Here is a 19,144-nt window from a genome sequence, read left to right as displayed (position 1 = left end):
TCCTATAGCGCGCTATCAAATCCGACAACGCGGCCGCCCGTGGAACGGCATATAAATTTTACCGAATATGACACGGTTGAAAGCGAATCCCGCTTGCGGTTATCTGGTACTAACGAACCTCCCCGCACGACCGTGGACCAAGCCGGACCGTGCGGAACGCAACCGAAACAGACAGACGAACACATCAGCATCGCGGCCGGCACCCGGCGGCGACCGACGAAGGGAACGGACCATGGCACGATTCAAGACCCAGCTTGTACACGGCGTCAGCGTAGACGACAACGACACCGGCGCGGTCAACCCGCCGATCTACAACTCGTCCACCTACACGTTCGCCTCCGTCGAAGACACCCCGCGCTGGGACTACGCCCGATCCGGCAACCCCACCCGCGAATTCCTCGAACGACAGATCGCCCAGCTCGAACATGGCTGTCAAGGCTTCGCATTCGCCTCCGGACTGGCCGCCATCCACGCGGCGCTCGCCATCTTCAAGCCCGGCGACCACATCATCGTCGGCGACAATATCTACGGCGGCACCTACTCCCTCGTCAACGAACACTTCAACCGCTGGGGCCTGATCTTCCACCCGGTCGACACCACCGATCTCAACGCCGTCGAGCACACCTTCGACGAGATCGAGGCCGCCGGCGACCACGTCGAGGCCATCTACTTCGAAACGCTCACCAACCCGCTGCTCAAGGTCAACGACACCGCCGCGCTCGCCAAGCTGGCCCACAACCACGACGCCATCTCCATCGTGGACAACACCTTCCTCACCCCGTACCTGCAACGTCCGCTCGACCTTGGCGTGGACATCGTGCTGCACTCCGCCACCAAGTACCTGGCCGGCCACTCCGACGTGAACGCCGGACTCGCCGTCGCCCGCACCCGCGACATCGCCGAACGCCTCTACTACTCGCTCAACCGCATCGGCGGCATCCTCGCCCCCACGGAATGCGATTCGGTGCGCCGCGGCATCCAGACCCTCGCGCTGCGCATGGACCGCCAGCAGGAAAACACGCTGGCCATCGCACGATTCCTGCAGAACCATCCGGCCGTAGCCAGCGTGCACTATCCGGGCCTGTCCGATTCGCCGTACTACCATCTGGCGCTGCGTGAGCTCCACGGCTGCGGCGGCGTGCTCTCGTTCGAGGTGAAGAAGGGCGTGAACCCGGCCGACGTGCTCAACAACCTGCACGTGTTCCGTCTGGCCGTGAGCCTTGGCGCGGTGGAAAGCCTCGCCGAGTTCCCCGCCCGCATGACCCACTTCGAGGTGCCGCGCGAGGAGCGTCTCAAGCTGGGCATCAGCGATGAGCTGATCCGTCTGGCCGTGGGCATCGAAGACGAGTACGACCTCGTGGAGGACCTGCGTCAGGCGCTGGACCTCGCGGAGCGCAACGCCGCCCGCCCCGCCGAGCGCAACCGCATCGCCGTGGATGCCGCCTCGTTCCAGAAGGCGTTCGACCCCGAGTCCGCCGCCTCCGAGTCCGATTCCGATTCCGTGGATTCGACGACGTCCGTGTCGCAGTCGACCGTACGCTGACGCGAGGTGCCGGGGTGTCTGCTCCCCTCAGTCAGCTTCGCTGACAGCTCCCCTCAGAGAGGGGAGCCAGAGGTGCCTACGCTTCAGCCACGATCCGCAAGTGTGGTCGGGCTGCGCCCGCGTTTTACTGGCTTCGTGGTTCCTTGGCGGAACCACTGCGCCCGCCGCTGTTCGACAGTCCACCGGACTGTCTCACGACGCGACGGCCTGCATGGCCACGGCGGCGATGTAGTTGACGGGCTGGCTGAAGTTCGGCTGGAACAGCAGATCCACGTTCGCCAGCTGGTCGATCGTGAACCCGGCCTGAATGGCGATCGACACGGCATTGGCCGCCTGCGCCACATCCGTCTGACGGGACAGGAACTGCGCGCCCTTGACCACGCGCGTTTCGGGATCCCACGTGAGCGTGCACGTGACCGGCGTGGTGCTGAGCATGAAGTCGGGGCGGAAGTCCTGCGTGAGCGTGGTGGACCGCGTGGTCACGCCGCGCGCCTCCGCACCGCCCTCCGTAAGCCCCGTGGCCGCCATCGACAGATCGTACAGCTGCACCGCGCTCGTGGCCTGCGTACCCATGTACTTCTGCGTGGGCTCCACGATGTTTGCGCCCACCAGTAGCGCCTGACGCACGGCGTTCGTGGCCAGCGGAATGTAGTCGTACGTGCCGGTCGGATTGTAGAACACGGTGGCGGAGTCGCCGGCCGCGAACACGTCCTGCGACGGCTCGGGCTCGCCGCTGATCGTGGCGCGCATGTACTCGTCGGTCGTGATCGCGCCGTTCGGCAGCATGTTCAGCTGGCCGTCGAACAGGTCGGTGCGCGGCAGGAATCCGGCGCCCATGATCGCACAATCCACCGTGTATTCGCCGGCGGACGTCACCGCGGTCACGCCCTCGCCGTTCTCGCCGAGACGGAATTCGGTGACCATCTGACCCAGCGCCAGCGTCACGCCATGATCGGTGAACGCCTGCTCCACCACATCGCTGATCGGCTTGTCGAAGTTCTTCGCCAGCACGCGGTCGAGGCCGTCGATCAGCACCGACTTCACGCCGATCTCACTGAACTGTTCGGCCAGTTCGGCGCCGATGTAGCCCGCGCCGATCACGGCCACGGACTTCGCATTCTTCGCCATCTCCTTGATGGCCAGACCATGACCCCAGTTCTTGCACAGCTTCACACGGCCGTCCTCCAGCCCTTCGGCCAGGCCCGGAATCGGCGGGGTGACCGGCTTGGAACCGGTGGTGACGACCAGCTTGTCGAACGAGAGCGTGGTCTGCTCGTCCGTCTCAAGATCCTTCGCCAGCAGCGTGCGGCCCTTCACGTCCACGTTGAGCACGTCGTGGCGCATGTGCATGTGCGCGCCCAGCTTGCCCAGCGCCTCGGGGGAGGAGTAGAACATGCGCTTGGGGTCAGAGACGTGGTCGCCCACCCACAGCGCGATGCCGCAGGACAGGAACGACAGCGTGTCGTTACGTTCGTAGACGTGCACGTCCCAATCGGGGTGGGCCTGCAGAATCGACTGTGCGGCGAAGGTTCCGGCATGAGTGCATCCGACGATGGCTACCGTAGTCATGGCAAAACTCCTATGTTTTGTTGTGTGTGTACCAGAGACCACTATACGGGGGAGTGCGGGATGCGCCATGCGTGAAACGCCGACGTTGTGTTGCGCGTCATCGGCGATCCGCAACACAACGCCGGCGTGCCGTACTCATGCGCGTTATGCGACGAGGAAGTCGGCCACGGCCGCCGCGTCCGCATACCCCTGACGGTACATGCGGTTGAGTCCCTCGTAGTTCTTGTGCAGCGTCGACAGGCCGAACAGATCGGTCGGCGCCAGAATCAGCACGCGTCCCTCGGCCTCGTACCGCTTGGCCAGCGCCACCTCCTCGTTGTACAGCGCGTACCGGTTGAGCAGCTTCTCCGCCGACTCCGGATAGGTGCGGCGCAGAATGGCCGCCGGCCCCTTGTCCTTGCGCTGCTCGCGCAGCACGTCCTTGGGCCGGGTGAGCACCACCACCACCTTGTCGCAGCCGTCGTCGAGCGCCTTCTGCACCGGCACGGGATCGGCGATGCCGCCGTCGAAGTACGGCACCCCATCCACCACGTACGGCTCGCAGGCCACCGGCACCGCACTCGACGCCTTGCACACATCGTAGTCGTCCTGACGCAGACGGCTCTTGGGGAAGTAATGCGGTTCGCCGGTCTCCGCCTCGCACGCCACCACCTGGAAGTCCATGGGATTGTCGTGCGCGGTCGCATAGTCGAGCGGGTCCTCGCCGTCGTGATTCGACAGCGTACCGTATACGTAGTCGAGATCCACGAAATTGTGGTCCTTCACGAAGTTGTACGTACTGGCATATTCACGACGGAACGCGTACCCCGTGTAGAAGCGATAGCAGCGGTTCTTCTGCTTGGACAGCAGGCAGGCCAGATTCGCGCTGCCCGCGGACACGCCGATCGCATAGTCGATGTGCACGTCGTCCTCCAGCAGACGATCCACCACGCCCGCGCCGTAGATCGCGCGGAACCCGCCGCCGACGTCGATGATCCCCGTCTTCATATGTGCCTCCCCATGGCTTGAATGCCCTATGCCTGCAATCGTTGAGAGCCCATTGTAGGCGCGAGGGACGTCCTCGCACCGGTCACGTCTACGGTCATTCGCCGAGCAGCGTGTGCGACAGTGTCATGATTCGCGGGTCATGATCGGAGTTCGACAGCTCCACCGTGCCTTCGCGCCCTTCCTCGGCCAGCGCACCCAGCGATTCGAGAATGACTTCCAGATGGTTCACTGTACCCGCGTTGCCGTCGATGATGGCGGTGTTCTCCGGCAGCAGCTCACGGAAATAATTGCGGTAGAACACGAAGTGCGTGCAGCCGAGCACCACACTGTCGATGCCCGTAAGGTCATAACGGTCGAAATAGCCGTGCAGCGTGTCCATCACCAGATCGTGATCGTCCAGATGCCCGGATTCCACGATCCGCACCAGATCGGGGCACGGCTGCTTGAAGATCTCGTGATCGTCGTCGAACCGCTGGACCAGACGTTCGAACTTGCGCTCGCGCAGCGTCAGCGGCGTGGCCGCCACGATGACATGCTGGCGGGTGCCGTGTCCACGGTCGCAGGCCACCTTGAGCGCCGGCTCCATGCCGATGATCGGAATCGTGTAGCGTGCGCGCAGATCGTTGACCGCCGCCGACGTGGCCGTATTGCATGCCACGACGATGGCCTTGACGCCCTGATCGATGAACCGGTCGCAGATGTCGAAGCAGAATCCCTTGATCTGCTCCGGCTCGCGCGTGCCATACGGCGCATGCGCACTGTCGCCGAAATACAGTACGGATTCGTTCGGCAGATCACGCCTGATCTGCCTGACCACGGAAAGACCGCCAAGACCGGAATCAAACACTCCGATGGGTGCGTTCGACGTCATGCTCCAACTCCTTTTCCGCCGTGCGGCACGAACACTCACACCATAGCGTAGTCTCCCGCACCGGGTTCGTCTGTTCGCTGCCATACCCTTGGATGTCATGAGCATTCCACAGATTGTTTACAAAGGTCACGGCACCGGCAATGATTTCGTGATGTACGCCGACCCGGACGGCGTGTACGAGCCGACCGAGGATGAGATCCGTTTTCTTGACGACCGTCATTTCGGCGTGGGCGGCGACGGTCTGCTTCGTCTGACCCATCCGCGGTTCGTCGCCGACCTGAGCGTCGAGCAGGTGGCCGATCTTGAGGCCGCCGGCGCCGAATGGTTCATGGACTATCGCAACGCCGATGGTTCTCTGGCCGAGATGTGCGGCAACGGCACGCGTGCCACCGCGCTGTTCGCCCAGCGTCTCGGATACATGGACGCCCCCGGTGGCGAACCGCTGCGCCTCGGCACCCGTGCCGGCGTGAAGGTGCTCACCTCGCTCGGCGAAGTGCCGGGACTGGGCCGCAACGTGTTCCGCATCGACATGGGCGCGTGGAAGGCGGGGGAGTCCCGCGCCTTCACGGTGACGATTCCCGATCACGACGGTTCCGCCAAGGGCACGTTCGTGGACATGGGCAATCCGCACGTGGTGGCCGTGCTCGAGGATCGGACCGGTCGCGGTCTGGCCGACGATGCGACCCTGCCCGGCGTGGATGATCTGGATCTCACCCGCAAGCCCGTGGTCGACCCCGTGCTCGAATCCGATCAGAACGCCGAATTCGTACGCGTGGATGCGATCGACGACGACCACGGCACTGGCCGCGCCTTCATGCGCGTCAACGAACGCGGCGTGGGCGAGACGCTGTCTTGCGGCACCGGCCTGTGCGCCACGGCCGTGACCCTGCGCAAGCTCACCGGCATCGGCGACTGGACCATCACCGTGCGCGGTGGCACCCTGCGCGTGGTCGTGGACGACGCGCACGTGGAGCTCACCGGCGACGCCGCGATCGTCGGCAAGGTGGAACTGCTGTAGAAACTGCGGAACGTCGAGGAGCATAATCAAGGCCCGGCAGATCATGTGAACCGATCTGCCGGGCCTTGATATGACGATTGTCCGTTCGGGCGCTTGCACCGCCTAGTCGATCAGACCGATCGCGCCACGATCCACGATCTGAGCCACCACCTCGTCGCTGGTGACGTTCTCGCCCATGATGTTCGGCTTGCCCGACGCGCCATGCCAATCCGAACCGCCCGTGGCAAGCAGATGCAGATCGGCGGCCAGGCCGAGCAGACGCTGCTGCTGTTCGGGGGAGTTGTCACGGTGGAACACCTCGAGCCCGTCAAGACCGGCCGCCGCAAGATCGGCGATGTTCTGATCGGACAGGATGTGCTTGTTGCGCGATGTGGCGGCCGGATGGGCGATGACGCTCACGCCGCCCGCGTGCTTCACCGCTTCCACCACGGTCTTCGCGCTCGGCGAGACGATCGGCACATAATACGGGCCGTTCTTGTTGATCGTCTTGGCGAACGCCTCCGAACGCGTGGCGAAGAAGCCCATGGCCACCATGGCGTCGGCGATATGCGGGCGACCGATGGTGGTGCGCTCGCCCTCCTTGACCTGATGGACGACGTCATCCCAGGTGATCGGGAAGTCGACGGACAGGTTCTCCACCATCTTCTTCATACGGCGAACGCGATTCGTGCGCGTGGTCTCGAACAGGTCGCGCAGCACCTCATCCTCGGGCGAATACAGGAATCCGAGCATGTGTACGCAGATACCGTCCACGTCGGCGGTGATCTCGGTGCCGCGCATGAGCGGAACGCCGTGTTCACGGCTTGCGGCGACGGCCTCATCCCATCCGGCCCACGTGTCGTGGTCGGCGATGCCCACGCCATGGAGGCCCCGGCGCTTCGCCTCCAGAATCAGGCCCTCCGGGGTTTCCGTGCCGTCGGAGTACGCGGTATGGCAGTGCAGGTCCCAGCCGGGAATGGATTCATTAGCAGTCATATGACTATCGTAAGCTGAGTGCGGCATATGTGCGCGCCACGTCGTCGGTGCACGGTATGCGTGTCTTGATTTTTCATGTCAAAGCAGGGGGAAACCGCCGTCATGGGTGAAAACGAGTATCTTGGCGCTCCTCGAGGACGTCGTCATACGGCCGGGTGGACATATCTGATCATGCTGCTGGCGTCCGTCGTGGCGCTGGTCGTGTCGTTCGTGCTGTCCGCGGAGACGCTGCAGTTGGCGCGCGACCCGGGCAACAAGCTCGACTGCGATCTCAACGCCGTGGTCTCCTGCTCCACCGTGGCGCAGAGCTGGCAGGCGGAGATCATCAAGTTCAACGGACTGAGTTATCCGAACGCGTTCTTCGGCATCGCCGCCGAGTCGGTGTTCATCACGGTCGCAGTGATCGGGCTGATTCGTGTCGTGGTGCCGCGCTGGTTCGCCGTATGCACGTGGCTGGGCGGTCTTGCGGCGTTGATGTACGCCTACTGGCTGTTCACGCAGTCCGTGTTCGTGATTCACGCGCTGTGCCCGTGGTGCCTGGTGCTTATGTTCTCGACGACGATCCAGTTCATGGCGTTGACGCACGCGAGCGTGGTGGTGCAGGATCTGCCGCGGCTGGATGGACGGTTCGGATCGCTTCGTCGCGGTCTCGACTCGTACTACCGTCTCAACGCGGATCTCATGGTCGATGTGGTGTGGGTGCTGGCGTTGGTCGCCATCATCGTGGTGAAGGAGGGCCCCGCCCTGTTCTAGGGGACTTTCCGGGACGGGACGTGGCAGCTCCCCTCAGTCTGCTACGCAGACAGCTCCCCTCAGCGAGGGGAGCCTACCCTGTGAAGTCTGCAAGGTTCTGGCTCCCCTCTCCGAGGGGAGCTGTCAGACGCAGTCTGACTGAGGGGAGAGCGGCCAAAAGGCGTCAGCTCAGGGCGCCGAAGCCGACGGGATGCGTGGTCTCGGAACCGACGATGGCGTAGCCGATTGCGCTGCCGGGGACGACGATGCGACGGCCCTTGGTGTCAGTCAGGTCGACCACAGTGCCGTCGGCTACGGCCTTGCTGATCGCGTCGCTGACCTCGTCGGCGGACTTGTCGGTGGCGAAGTTGACCGCGCGGGCCACGTTGCGGATGCCGATTTCAACGTCCATGTGATTCCTCCTTGGAATTGTGGATTGGCGAACGTTTCGCTATTAGGGGATTCTAGCGAGCGGTCTGCTGTTCTCCGGTCGCGCCGCCCGTCTCTTCGCTCTGGGCGTCAGTCGCACTGGTTTCCGGTGCGGAGTCGTCGGCGTTGCCGGTGCCGGACGCGCCGGTCTGCGGCACGGTGTCCGACGTGCGCGTGATGGGGATCTGACCGCTGCCGCTGTCGGGCGCCGCGTTCACGCTGTCCTTGTCGATAAGCGAGATGTATCCGGCGGGCCGTTCGGCGTTCACGGTCTGCGATTCCGTGGAGGCCATGGAGCCCGTATCCGCGGCATCGGATCCGGTCCGGCTGCGGTCCAGCAGGTTGCCGTCGTCGTCGAAATCCTCGGGACGCAGCTTGGGCAGCGCCATGGTCTTCTCGTCCTCGGCCGGATCGCTGGGCGGCTCCACGGGAATGGTGTTAGAATCCACCCTCTGACGCGATGCGTGCGGCTGGAAGCTTACGCCGGCGGAATCCGATGATCGCAGATCGTCCCGCAGCTTCCAGCGCTTTGATGCCGGAGCGGTGGAGGACGCCGGCGCGGTCTCCTCGTCGGGGATCGTCTTGTGCGGCATGGTGGAGTCGCTGACCTGCTGATCGTCGCGTCCGGCACGATTGCGATCGTCGTCGAGCAGCGTGCCGACCGTGATCGTGGACGGATTGCGTCCGGCACGTCCCTTTGCCGTCGCGTTCACCTTGGAGGTACGGACGGAAAGCTGATGGGCCAGACGCTCCACGTGCGCCTTGAATTCGAGAATCCGGTCGTTGTCGGCGCGGTCGAGCGCGCGAATGAACTCGCCCACCTGTTCCATCTGCAGCCACAGGCTGGCGCGCAGCATGATCAGATCGTCCAGGCGCGAACCGATGAGTCGCGCGTACGCGGACAGCACGTTGTTGCGTCGCTTGGCGTCCAGTCGCGCGAAGATCCACGCCAGATCGCGGGCCGGATCGTTGACCTGCATGTCGCTCCAGTGATAGATCGCGTTCAGCCCCGTGCTTGAGAACAGCATGTCGCCGTCGTTGAACCCGCCATGCACCGGGCAGGTGCGGAACGACCACAATCCCTCGGTCGACACGATGCGCTCCCAGCTCGAGGTGATCTCGTCGGGAACGTGGCCGGCCTCCTTGAGCCGGGCGATCCATGCCACCAGCTGCTGGCGGATCTGCGCGGCGGAATAGACGGGGTATCCCTCCTTCTCCAGGAAGGCGGGACGCAGACGATGAATGGCGCCGATGGCCGTACCTACCGACACGCACTGGCTTTCCGTGAGCTGGTCGAGCGGCGTGGCGGCACCGGGGTTGTGCATGGTGATCAGTACCGCGGCCGAACCGGTGGGACCACGATCGTTGTCGCCGGGCTGGAACGCGACGGTGCGTTCCAATGCGAAGCCGAGACCGGCCGGCTCCTTGGCACGGACCAGCGCGGCCGACGCCTTGGCGCGGGTCAGCAGACGCTTTTTGCCCGCCGCGGTGCTCGACACGCTGACGTCGAACTCACGTCCCGCGGTATCGGTCACCACGGCGACGTCGATATCGTCGGGACCGGAAAGCAGGTACTGCTCGGATTCGCGTGTGCTGGCCACGGCGAGTTCCGGCACGGCCGCGGATGCCAGAGCCGCCAAGGTAAATACTGAACGTTTACTCACGTCTCCCACTCTAATGCACGATGGCTTTCATTTCAGTCAGGAAACCTGACAGAATGGAGCGTGTGAACATGAATGGCGAGAAAATCCTTGAAGGGCTCGATGAATCCCAGCTGACCGCGGCCACCAGCATCGATGGTCCGGTGCGCATCATCGCCGGCGCCGGCGCCGGCAAGACGCGTACCATCACCCGACGCATCGCCCATGCGTGCGCCACGGGTCAGTGGGATCCCGCGCGCACGCTCGCCGTCACGTTCTCCGTCAAGGCCGCCACCGAGATGCGTTCGCGTCTCGCCGCGCTCGGCGTGCCCACGGTCAAGGCCGCCACCTTCCATTCGGCCGCGCTGCATCAGCTCCGTCGCGCGTGGTCGGACCTGAGCGAGGCGTATTTCCCGTCGATCGTCACCGATCCACGTCAGCTCGCCACCGTGGCGCTCGCCCGCGTGAACGGTCAGACCGAACCGGACGCCATGACAATCCGCGCACTGCTCGCCGAAATCAACTGGACCAAGGTATCGCTTATCGCGCCGCAGGATTACGCACGCGTATGCGCGGCCACGCATCGACAGCCGCCGGCCGGTCTCGGCGCCGACGCCATGGCCGACGTCATCGACGTCTACGAGCGGGAGAAGACCGGCCGCAACCAGATGGATTTCAACGACATTCTGCTGATGACCTGCCATGTGCTCGAACAGTTCGACCAGCCAGCCGCCACGATCCGGTCGCAGGTGCGGTGGATCACCGTGGACGAGTATCAGGACGTCTCCCCGCTGCAGCACCGACTGCTGAACCTGTGGATGCGGGGCCGCGACTCGTTGTGCGTGGTGGGCGATCCGGCGCAGACCATCTATTCGTTCGCCGGAGCCACCAGTCATTATCTGCTGCATTTCGGTGAGGAATGGCGTCGGCCGTGCACCGATGTGCGGCTGGACACGGACTACCGTTCCACTCCGCAGATCGTCAATTATGCGAATCGTGTGCTGTCCGCATCGCCTCAGGCGCGTGACTATCTGGTGCTGCGATCCGGCCGGCCGGCAGGCCGCCGCATGATGGTCACCGCCTACGACAACGACGAGAAGGAGGCGACCAGTGTGGCCCGCCGCATCGCCACGCTGATCGACAGGGGAGTGAGCCCCAACGACGTGGCTGTGCTCATGCGCATCAACGCGCAGGGGCCGATGATTCGTGCCGCATTGGGGAAACTGGGCATCCGTTCGCGTATCCGTACGGAGTACGCGCAGACCGAGGCCACGTTGATCGATTCGTCGTCCGCCGCCGCACAGGCCGCCGCCGATGAACTGACCGCGCGGCAGGCCGGTCAGGTGAGCATTTCGACGATTCACGCGTCCAAGGGTCTGGAATGGAAGCACGTGTTCATCATCGGCTGTTCGGAGGGGCTGATCCCGTTCGGTTCCCCGGCCGCGGGGGAGGCCCTTGAGGAGGAGCGACGACTGTTCTATGTGGCGGTGACACGTGGCGAGGACACCGTCGACGTGTCCTTCGCCTACGGCAAGGAGGCCGCCAGCCCCCAGCGCCGCACCCCCAGCCGCTTCCTGCGGTAAGGGCGTCGATCCCTCCCTCAGACCGACTGCGTCGGCCAGCTCCCTCCCCCGGAGGGAGCACAGGGATGAGCCAATTAGAGTGGCTCCCCTCAGGGAGGGGAGCTGTCGAACGTAGTGAGACTGAGAGGAGCACAAGCGCAAGCCCCTCCCACGTCACGGCATGTACCTTCGTGCTCCCTCCGAGGGAGGGAGCTGTCACGCAAAGCGTGACTGAGGGAGGGGATAGCCCCTAGCTAGCCGCTACCTACTTATCCTCCCCATCCGAAGGCGCGGAATCGCCGCCGTCCTTGGAATCGCCGTCGCCGCCATCCTCGTCAAGCAGCTTGCTCAGCTCCGCATCCCAATCGATCTTGGTATCGGAAGCTGCGTTCGAAGACGAAGCCGCATCCGAACCACCGTCGGACGCCGTGCCGGCCGCGGGCTTGTCGCCCAGCGACGGCAGCAGATCGGGATGACCCCACTTGCCGTCGCGACCCTCGGAGCCTTCGGTGAACGTGATCGACTCCCACACGTCGGCCGCCTCGCGCAGACGTTTGGGGCGCAGCTTGAGACCCAGCAGCGATTCGAAGGTCAGCTCGGCGGGACCGCCCACCGCGCGCTCGCGGCGCATCATCTCGCGCAGCTGCTCGATGTGGGGGATGTGCGCCATGCCGGCACGCCACACCACGCAATCCACCCAGCCGTCCACCAGGGCGAGCAGACGCTCCAGACCGGCCAGCGCCTCCTGCTGCTCCGGAGTGTCGGACAGGCCCACCTTGGCCAGATTCACCGCGCCGGCGATCGACTCGGGATTCATCATCTCCGCCTCGCGCAGCTGCTCCTCCATGGCGTCCAGGTCGATGGAGATGCCGCGGGCGTACTTGCCGATCAGCGCCTCGAAACGCGGCATCAGCCACTGCACGGCGGCGAACAGTCGGGCGTGCGCCACCTCGTGTAGGGCCAGGAAGCTCATCACCTCGCCGCGGTCGATTTCCAGCTCTTTGGCATAGGCCGTGATGTTCTCCGGAATCAGCGCGCCCGCCGGGTTCTTCAGCAATGCGATGCCCTGATCGAAGCTGCCGTGCACCTCGGTGGACAGGTTGCCGGCCGCGCCTCCCAGCTGCATGGCGAACGACGTGTTGCCGAGCAGCTTCATCAGCGTGGACGGATCCTTGAGATCGTCCGGAATCGGAATCGGCACCGGTCCGGCGAACATGCCGGAGATCTCGCCACCCAGTGCGCCGCCCAGACGTTCGGAGATCACCGAGGCGAGCGCATCGTTCATCGACTCGGCCACCGGCGCGGCGAACGACGCCCACGACGGCAGCGTCTTCTCCACCCATTCGCTGCGGGTGAGCACGTCGGGCTGACCCTTGACCGGGTCGAACTCGATCACGGAGTCCAGCCACAGGTTCGCCTCGCTGAGCGCACGACGGGCGGCGGCGCCGTCCTCGGCGCTGACCATGGTCTGCGAGCCGGCGTCGCGGGTCTTGTTCAGGGCGATGGACTGGGCGAGCTTGACGTTGATCGGCCCCTCCTCCATCGTGCGATGTACGTCACCCATGGAATTGAGGCCGCCCGCGGTGAGCGCCTCGGCCAGGGAACGCACCTCGGAGGGCTTGGGCAGTCCCTCCACGCCCTGGCTCATGATCTGGTCGCGAATCGAATCCGGCAGGGACGAGAACTGCTTCCACGCCAATTCCCCCTGAATCGGACCGAAGGATTCGATGAGCCACTGATGCAATTCGTTGTCTTCCATACCTTCACCATCGTTCGCTGGGCGCATGGCGTGCGCCGGGGTTCATTATCGTCAAGACGGCCCGGGTACCCTAGGCATTCGGGAAGTCTTTTGCATCCATAGTATTGGAGGTATGCCGAACATGCACTTCGGACACGGCAAGTTCACCGAGAGCACCATAGTCGAACGGCTCGTGGGGCATTTCCTCAGGAGCGGTCTGCGCTACAACCTGGGACTGATCGGCGTGGTGCTGTGCGTGGTGCTGCTGTGCATGCCCAGCGCCTTTGTGACCGAAGGACCCGGTCCCACCCGCGACGTGCTCGGCACGGTCACGTTGGAGAACGGCAAGAGCGCCGAGATGATCGTGATCAAGGGAGCTGAAACCCATAAGGACTCCGGAAAACTGCTGCTGACCACGGTCAACAGCTACGGCGTCAGCTCCCCGGCGATCAACGCGGAGGTGCTGGCCGCATGGCTCAACCCGCAGTCCGGCGTGCTGCCGCGCGAGGCGGTGATCCCGCCGAACCAGAGCGTGGAGGAATACACCGACAAGGCGAAGCACGAGATGACCGGCGCGCAGGACTCCGCATCGTCGCAGGCGCTCGCGTTCCTGTCGTCTCAAGGAGTGGACACCTCGAATGTGAAGGTTTCCATGAACGTCGACGAGATTGGCGGTCCTTCGGCCGGGCTCATGTACACGCTGGGCGTGATCGACAAGCTGACCGCCGCGAACGAGACCGGCGGCAAGACGATCGCCGGCACGGGCACCATCGACGACAAGGGCAAGGTCGGCGCCATCGGCGGCATCCGTCTGAAGATGATCGGTGCCAAACGCGACGGCGCCACATGGTTCCTCGCTCCCAAGGACAACTGCGACGAGGTGGTCGGCCATGTGCCGGACGGCATTCGCGACGTGCAGGTCGATACGCTTGCCGAGGCGTACGCCGCATTGGTGAAGATCGGCCAGGGCAAGGGGGATTCCCTGCCGCACTGCACGGTCGGCTGACCGCCGTGCACGTCATTGCGTACGTCGGGCGGACACGCTCGCGTCGATCGCGTTTGTTACCGCAATGTTCGTCGCGTATTGCTATGCTGTTCTCGTGGTTGAAACTACTAGGCAAGAGGCTGACGTATTTGGTTTCCATTCCGGCGACATCGTCCAGGAGTGGCTATGGGATGACGACGTTGACGAATCCGTGCGTGAAAGCATCGAATCCGTCACCGGCGAGGATCTGGTCGACGAGGATTACGATTCCCCGGTCGATGGTGTGATCCTGTGGTGGCGCGATGGTGATGACGAGGACGGTCTGTCCGACACGATCATGGATGCGGTGGACGTGCTGAACGAGGGTGGCCCCTTCTGGGTGCTCACTCCGAAGCCCGGACGCGAAGGAGCCGCGGCCGCTACCACCATCGACAACGCCGCCAAGACCTCGGGCATGAACGCCGCAACGCCGCAGACGCTGAACTCCGATTGGAACGCCGTTCGTCTGCGCGCCTTCGGCAAGGGCCGCCAGTAGGCCTCGATACGTCGACAACATCCCGTCGGCACGACATGTGCGGATAATCCGTGATTTTGTCCGACGGGATGATATTCTTTTATGGCACGCCGCGCCACAAGGCACGGACGATGACCCGGGTGATTAGCTCAGTTGGTTAGAGCGCCACCTTTACACGGTGGATGTCGGGGGTTCGAGTCCCTCATCACCCACAATGAGAACCGTTGAGAATTCAACGGTTCTTTGCGTTTACGGGCGGTTTGCGCTCCGGTCGCACCGGGAGTCGCCCGTCGCAATTGACCGCGCAATCACGTAATGTGGCTTATAGTCAAACCGGATGATCATGCGGCCAAGGAGGTCGATACTATGGCACGGAAGCCCGCGGCAGAGCGCAATAGCGCGACGATCGCTCGCGCAGGCAAGCGTAAGTGGGGCTATGACGTCGGGCAGGTGGACGCATTCCTGGAGCGCGCCCACACCCTGTATGAGGACGACGAGCCGAAGATGAGCCAGGAAGACATCCAGAACGTGTCGTTCGCACTGGAAAAGGACGGCTACGTGATCTCCCAGGTGGACGCGGCTCTCAATCGTCTGGAAAAGGCCGTGGTCGACAAGCAGACCCAATGGGACGTCACCCAGTTCGGCCGCGTGGCATGGCGTGCCGCCACCGAGCAGCTGGCGCACAGCCTGTACGGGCGTGCCGACCGTCCGGCCAAGAACCGATTCGATCCGGGTGCATCCCGCCATCCCTCCTACGATCGCAAGCAGGTCGACCGTCTGGTCAATCAGGTGGTCGGCAAGATCAAGCGTGAGCTCGGCGAGACCGAGGAGCGCGAAAGCGACGCCGTACGCAAGATCGATGCCGAACTGACCTCCACGCGAGTGTCCAACATCATCTTTACGCAGCGCACCGGCAAACGCGGCTACAGCGAACGTCAGGTCGACGCCTACCTCAACCGCGCCATCCAGGTGCTGGCCCGTCTCGAATCCTTCGCCCGTCTGGAAGGCACGCTGTTCCCCGCTTCCGGAGCCGCCGAGGCCCCATCCATCCAGCCCGCCGCGCAGCCCGCCCCCGTTGAGGCGCCCGCCGCCCCGCTGACCGTGGCGGCCTCCGTCGCAGCACCGGCCGCCGCGGTTGCGGAGGCATCCGCCCCTGTCGCGGCCGCCGCATCCGCCACGGAGACCGACGATGCGCGCACGGAACGTGAGCGTGAGCGTGACGACTCCTTCTACAACCTTCGCGAAGCGGAGACCGAGATCTTCAGCGGTGTGTCCGACACCTCTCCGGCCGCCGACACTCCGGCAGCCGCCGTGACCGGATCCCTCAACGGTCTGATGAACTCCGCGGCCGAGAAGCCCGCCCCGGCACAGACCCCGGCGGTGGCTCCGCTGTTCCCCGAGACGCCGTCGAATCCTGCGGCATCCGCGGCTCCCGCATTCCCGGCGGCCAACGAGACGCCCACCACCACGCTCCCGCGTCCGGTCGAAAACACCGTCCCGCAGTTCACCTTCGCCGCCTCGACGGCCACGCCGCCGTCGTTCCCCGTTCAGGCACAGACGCTGGCGACCCCGGTCGAGGCACCCGCCTCCGCTCCGATCGCCGAACCCACCACCCCGTCGTACACGACGACGGATACCCCGGTTCAGCCCGCACCGTCGTACGCCGCACCGGCATATGAGCCCGAGCCCACGCCGTCCTACGGTTCGTCGTCCGCACCCTCGACTCCCGTCGAGACCCACCACGGACGGCACATCAGCTACCCGTCCATCGAATCGGGCGTCGTGGGAGGAACGCCGGCGACCCCGGTCGAGGCATCCACGTCCGCTCCCACGCCAGCCCCGGCGCCCGCGGCCCCGTCACGGCCCCAGGCCACGACGGCGGACCACGATACGTCCTCCACGGCCCGCAAGCCCGACCCCGACGACTACTTCTCCTCGCTGCTCGACACCAGTTCGATCCCCGCGGTGGACTTCCACATCCCGAACCTCACCTTCCCCTCTCCGGACGACGACAAGGAAACGCGATAACACGTGCTTGACCACAACGCACAGAACACACGCATCATGACCCCATCAACCAACTTCCCCGATCCGACCCTGCCGAACGAGAACGACGACTGGCACCGCACCGTCGTCATCCTCGGATCCACCGGATCGATCGGCACCCAGGGACTCGACGTCATCGCACGCCATCCCGAACGATTCGACGTCGTGGCACTCGCCGCCGGCGGCGCCCATGTGGACCTGCTCGCCAGCCAGGCCGCACGTTTCCACGTCCGCCACGTGGCCGTACATAACGAATCCGCGCTGCCCGCGCTGCGCGAAGCGCTCGCCCGGGAAGGCGCCACGGACGTCGAGGTGACCGCCGGCCACCAGGCCGTCATCGACATCGCCGGCATCGGCGCGGACGTGGTGCTCAACGGCATCACCGGATCGATCGGCCTCGAACCGTCGATCGCCGCCCTGCAGGCGGGATCCCAGCTCGCCCTGGCCAACAAGGAGTCCGTGGTCGCCGGCGGTCATCTGCTGTTCGACGCGCAGATCCGCGCCAAGCAGATCAATCCCGTCGACTCCGAGCATTCCGCCATCTGGCAGTCGCTGCGCTCGGGCACGCACGGCGAGGTGGAACGCCTCGTCGTCACCGCGTCCGGCGGTCCGTTCCGCGGCCGTCACCGCAGCGAACTGGCCGACGTGACCCCCGAACAGGCGCTCAACCACCCCACGTGGAACATGGGACCGGTCGTCACCATCAACTCGTCCACCCTGATGAATAAGGGCCTGGAAGTCATCGAGGCGAGCCGTCTGTTCGACGTGCCGCCGGACCATATCAGCGTGACCGTGCACCCGCAGTCCATCGTGCACTCCATGGTGGAGTTCCGCGACGGCGCCACCATCAGCCAGGCGTCGCCGCCCGACATGCGCCTGCCCATCGCGCTCGGCCTGTCCGCACCGTACCGTCTGGGGAACGTCGCCAAGCCGTGCGATTGGACGCAGGCCGCCCAGTGGACGTTCGAACCGCTGGACGATGAGACCTTCCCCGCGGTAAGTCTTGCCCGCCATTGCCTCGCCGCATCCGAGAAGCATACGGCCGTGCTCAACGCCGCGAACGAACAGGCCGTGCACGCGTTCCTTGAACGTCGCCTGCCCTACCTCGGCATCGTCGACACCGTTCGTGAGGTGCTCGACGAGATGGACACCGAACTGAGGAGTGCCCCCCTGTTCGAGTCCGTGGAGGAAATGAGCCGACTCGAGGAAACCGCCCGCCGACTCGCCGATCATCTGATAGACAACAAATCGTGACTGACGTGACTGAAACGAACGTGACTGAAACGAATACGACCGATACCGTGGCCATGGATACCGCCGCGGACGGCGCCAAGCCGTTCCGCAAGACGGGGGAGCCGTCCATCGCCGAATCCCCCCTGCACCCGAGGCGCAAGTCTCGCCGCATCATGGTGGGCCCCGTGCCCGTAGGTGGCGGCGCGCCCATCAGCGTGCAGTCGATGACGAACACCGTGACCGCCGACGTGAACGCCACGCTCCGCCAGATCGGCGAACTCGCGCAGGCCGGCTGCGACATCGTGCGCGTGGCCGTGCCCAGCCAGGACGACGCCGACGCGCTTCCCGCCATCGTCGCCAAGTCGCCGATCCCCGTGATCGCCGACATCCACTTCCAGTCGAAGTACGTGTTCCAGGCCATCGACGCCGGCTGCGCGGCCGTGCGCGTGAACCCCGGCAACATCCGCAAGTTCGATCAGGTGGGGCCGGACATCTGCAAGGCGGCCACCGACGCCGGCATCAGCCTGCGCATCGGCGTGAACGCCGGCTCTCTCGACAAGGAGCTGTACGCCAAGTACGGCGGCCCCACCCCCGAGGCGCTCGTGGCGTCCGCCCTCAAGGAAGCGCGCCTGTTCGAGGACGTCGGCTTCCACGACTTCAAGATCTCCGTGAAGCATCACGACGTGATCACCATGGTGCAGACCTACCGTCTGCTCGCCTCCAAGGGCGACTGGCCGCTGCACCTCGGCGTCACCGAGGCCGGCCCAGCTTGGCAGGGCACCATCAAGTCGTGCCTCGCGTTCGGCGCGCTGCTGGCCGAGGGCATCGGCGACACGATCCGCGTGTCCCTGTCCGCGCCGCCCGTCGAGGAGGTCAAGGTCGGCTGCAAGCTGCTCGAATACATGGGTCTGCGCGCACGCCACTTCGACATCATCTCCTGCCCGAGCTGCGGCCGCGCCCAGGTGGACGTGATCCAGCTGGCCAACGCCGTCACCGACGGACTCAAGGGCATCACCGCGCCGATCCGCGTGGCCGTGATGGGCTGCATCGTCAACGGTCCGGGCGAGGCCCGCGAGGCCGATCTCGGCGTGGCGTCCGGCAACGGCAAGGGCCAGATCTTCATCAAGGGCAAGGTCATCCAGACCGTGCCCGAGGACCAGATCGTTGACACGCTGCTCGACAAGGCCCACGAGATCGCCGAACACATGAAGGACCAGGCCGAGGCCGAGGGCCGCACGCTCGACGGCACCGAGCCCGTCGTCGTCCCGATCACCTCCGACGGCAAGCACCATACCGCGTGAC

15 protein-coding genes, 1 tRNA gene and 1 pseudogene are annotated in these 19,144 nt (G+C 64.9%); 10 read left to right on the top strand and 7 right to left on the bottom strand.

The features are described from left to right. Positions 1–232: 232 nt before the first annotated feature. Positions 233–1,390 (top strand): annotated as a pseudogene (locus tag D2E23_RS04145) (trans-sulfuration enzyme family protein); the annotation flags it as partial. A gap of 345 nt (positions 1,391–1,735) precedes the next feature. Here D2E23_RS04145 and D2E23_RS04140 read toward each other — a convergent pair. From D2E23_RS04140 to murI, 3 genes are all read right to left on the bottom strand, one after another. Next, complete coding sequence (locus D2E23_RS04140) at positions 1,736–3,112, bottom strand: FAD-dependent oxidoreductase (RefSeq protein WP_126029724.1); 1,377 nt, start codon at positions 3,110–3,112, stop codon at positions 1,736–1,738. A gap of 144 nt (positions 3,113–3,256) precedes the next feature. Then, positions 3,257–4,099, bottom strand: a complete 843-nt coding sequence (locus D2E23_RS04135) for a patatin-like phospholipase family protein (protein WP_126029723.1) — start codon at positions 4,097–4,099, stop codon at positions 3,257–3,259. A 94-nt stretch (positions 4,100–4,193) separates the two neighbouring features. Then, the gene (gene murI / locus D2E23_RS04130) at positions 4,194–4,970 is read right to left on the bottom strand and encodes a glutamate racemase (protein ID WP_126029722.1); all 777 of its coding nucleotides are present in this window, start codon (positions 4,968–4,970) and stop codon (positions 4,194–4,196) included. A 97-nt stretch (positions 4,971–5,067) separates the two neighbouring features. On the opposite strand from murI, the gene dapF reads away from it, so the two are divergent. Further along, positions 5,068–5,988, top strand: coding sequence for a diaminopimelate epimerase (dapF, locus tag D2E23_RS04125; protein WP_126029721.1), 921 nt, complete (start codon positions 5,068–5,070; stop codon positions 5,986–5,988). Positions 5,989–6,090: 102 nt separating this feature from the next. On the opposite strand, the gene D2E23_RS04120 is transcribed toward dapF, so the two are convergent. After that, the gene (locus D2E23_RS04120) at positions 6,091–6,963 is read right to left on the bottom strand and encodes a PHP domain-containing protein (RefSeq protein WP_126029720.1); all 873 of its coding nucleotides are present in this window, start codon (positions 6,961–6,963) and stop codon (positions 6,091–6,093) included. A gap of 102 nt (positions 6,964–7,065) precedes the next feature. Between D2E23_RS04120 and D2E23_RS04115 the strand changes: the two genes are divergently transcribed. After that, positions 7,066–7,716 carry a vitamin K epoxide reductase family protein gene (locus D2E23_RS04115; RefSeq protein ID WP_164520664.1) on the top strand — a complete coding sequence of 217 codons (651 nt, stop codon included), beginning with the start codon at positions 7,066–7,068 and terminating at the stop codon, positions 7,714–7,716. 163 nt (positions 7,717–7,879) lie between these two features. On the opposite strand, the gene D2E23_RS04110 is transcribed toward D2E23_RS04115, so the two are convergent. Continuing rightward, entirely contained in the window at positions 7,880–8,107 is a 228-nt protein-coding gene (locus D2E23_RS04110) for a DUF3107 domain-containing protein (RefSeq protein WP_093960077.1), read from the bottom strand. Between the two features lie 52 nt (positions 8,108–8,159). Beyond that, positions 8,160–9,788 (bottom strand): phosphotransferase, encoded by a 1,629-nt coding sequence (locus tag D2E23_RS04105; RefSeq protein WP_164520663.1) that lies wholly within the window; start codon positions 9,786–9,788, stop codon positions 8,160–8,162. Positions 9,789–9,841: 53 nt separating this feature from the next. Between D2E23_RS04105 and D2E23_RS04100 the strand changes: the two genes are divergently transcribed. Beyond that, positions 9,842–11,347, top strand: a complete 1,506-nt coding sequence (locus tag D2E23_RS04100) for an ATP-dependent helicase (RefSeq protein ID WP_126029718.1) — start codon at positions 9,842–9,844, stop codon at positions 11,345–11,347. Positions 11,348–11,591: 244 nt separating this feature from the next. Here the strand turns inward: D2E23_RS04100 and D2E23_RS04095 are convergent, their stop codons facing one another. Next, positions 11,592–13,085, bottom strand: coding sequence for a zinc-dependent metalloprotease (locus D2E23_RS04095; RefSeq protein ID WP_126029717.1), 1,494 nt, complete (start codon positions 13,083–13,085; stop codon positions 11,592–11,594). A 112-nt stretch (positions 13,086–13,197) separates the two neighbouring features. Here D2E23_RS04095 and D2E23_RS04090 point away from each other — a divergent pair, with 112 nt between their 5' ends. The 6 genes from D2E23_RS04090 to ispG all read left to right on the top strand — a co-directional run bounded on the left by D2E23_RS04090 (position 13,198) and on the right by ispG (position 19,143). Beyond that, positions 13,198–14,070 carry a YlbL family protein gene (locus tag D2E23_RS04090; protein WP_126029716.1) on the top strand — a complete coding sequence of 291 codons (873 nt, stop codon included), beginning with the start codon at positions 13,198–13,200 and terminating at the stop codon, positions 14,068–14,070. A 94-nt stretch (positions 14,071–14,164) separates the two neighbouring features. Beyond that, on the top strand, positions 14,165–14,584 hold the full coding sequence (locus D2E23_RS04085) for a DUF3052 domain-containing protein (protein WP_241227206.1): 420 nt from the start codon (positions 14,165–14,167) through the stop codon (positions 14,582–14,584). 117 nt (positions 14,585–14,701) lie between these two features. Beyond that, positions 14,702–14,775, top strand: a tRNA-Val gene (locus D2E23_RS04080). Positions 14,776–14,929: 154 nt separating this feature from the next. Further along, complete coding sequence (locus tag D2E23_RS04075) at positions 14,930–16,591, top strand: DivIVA domain-containing protein (RefSeq protein WP_164520662.1); 1,662 nt, start codon at positions 14,930–14,932, stop codon at positions 16,589–16,591. A gap of 36 nt (positions 16,592–16,627) precedes the next feature. After that, complete coding sequence (dxr, locus tag D2E23_RS04070) at positions 16,628–17,863, top strand: 1-deoxy-D-xylulose-5-phosphate reductoisomerase (protein ID WP_126029841.1); 1,236 nt, start codon at positions 16,628–16,630, stop codon at positions 17,861–17,863. Positions 17,864–17,916: 53 nt separating this feature from the next. Beyond that, entirely contained in the window at positions 17,917–19,143 is a 1,227-nt protein-coding gene (gene ispG, locus D2E23_RS04065) for a flavodoxin-dependent (E)-4-hydroxy-3-methylbut-2-enyl-diphosphate synthase (protein ID WP_126029840.1), read from the top strand. Position 19,144: the final 1 nt, after the last annotated feature.

This window comes from Bifidobacterium callimiconis (assembly GCF_003952005.1).
In the GTDB taxonomy this organism is placed as follows: Bacteria; Actinomycetota; Actinomycetes; order Actinomycetales; family Bifidobacteriaceae; genus Galliscardovia; species Galliscardovia callimiconis.
This window is presented reverse-complemented; position numbering and strand designations above follow the sequence as displayed.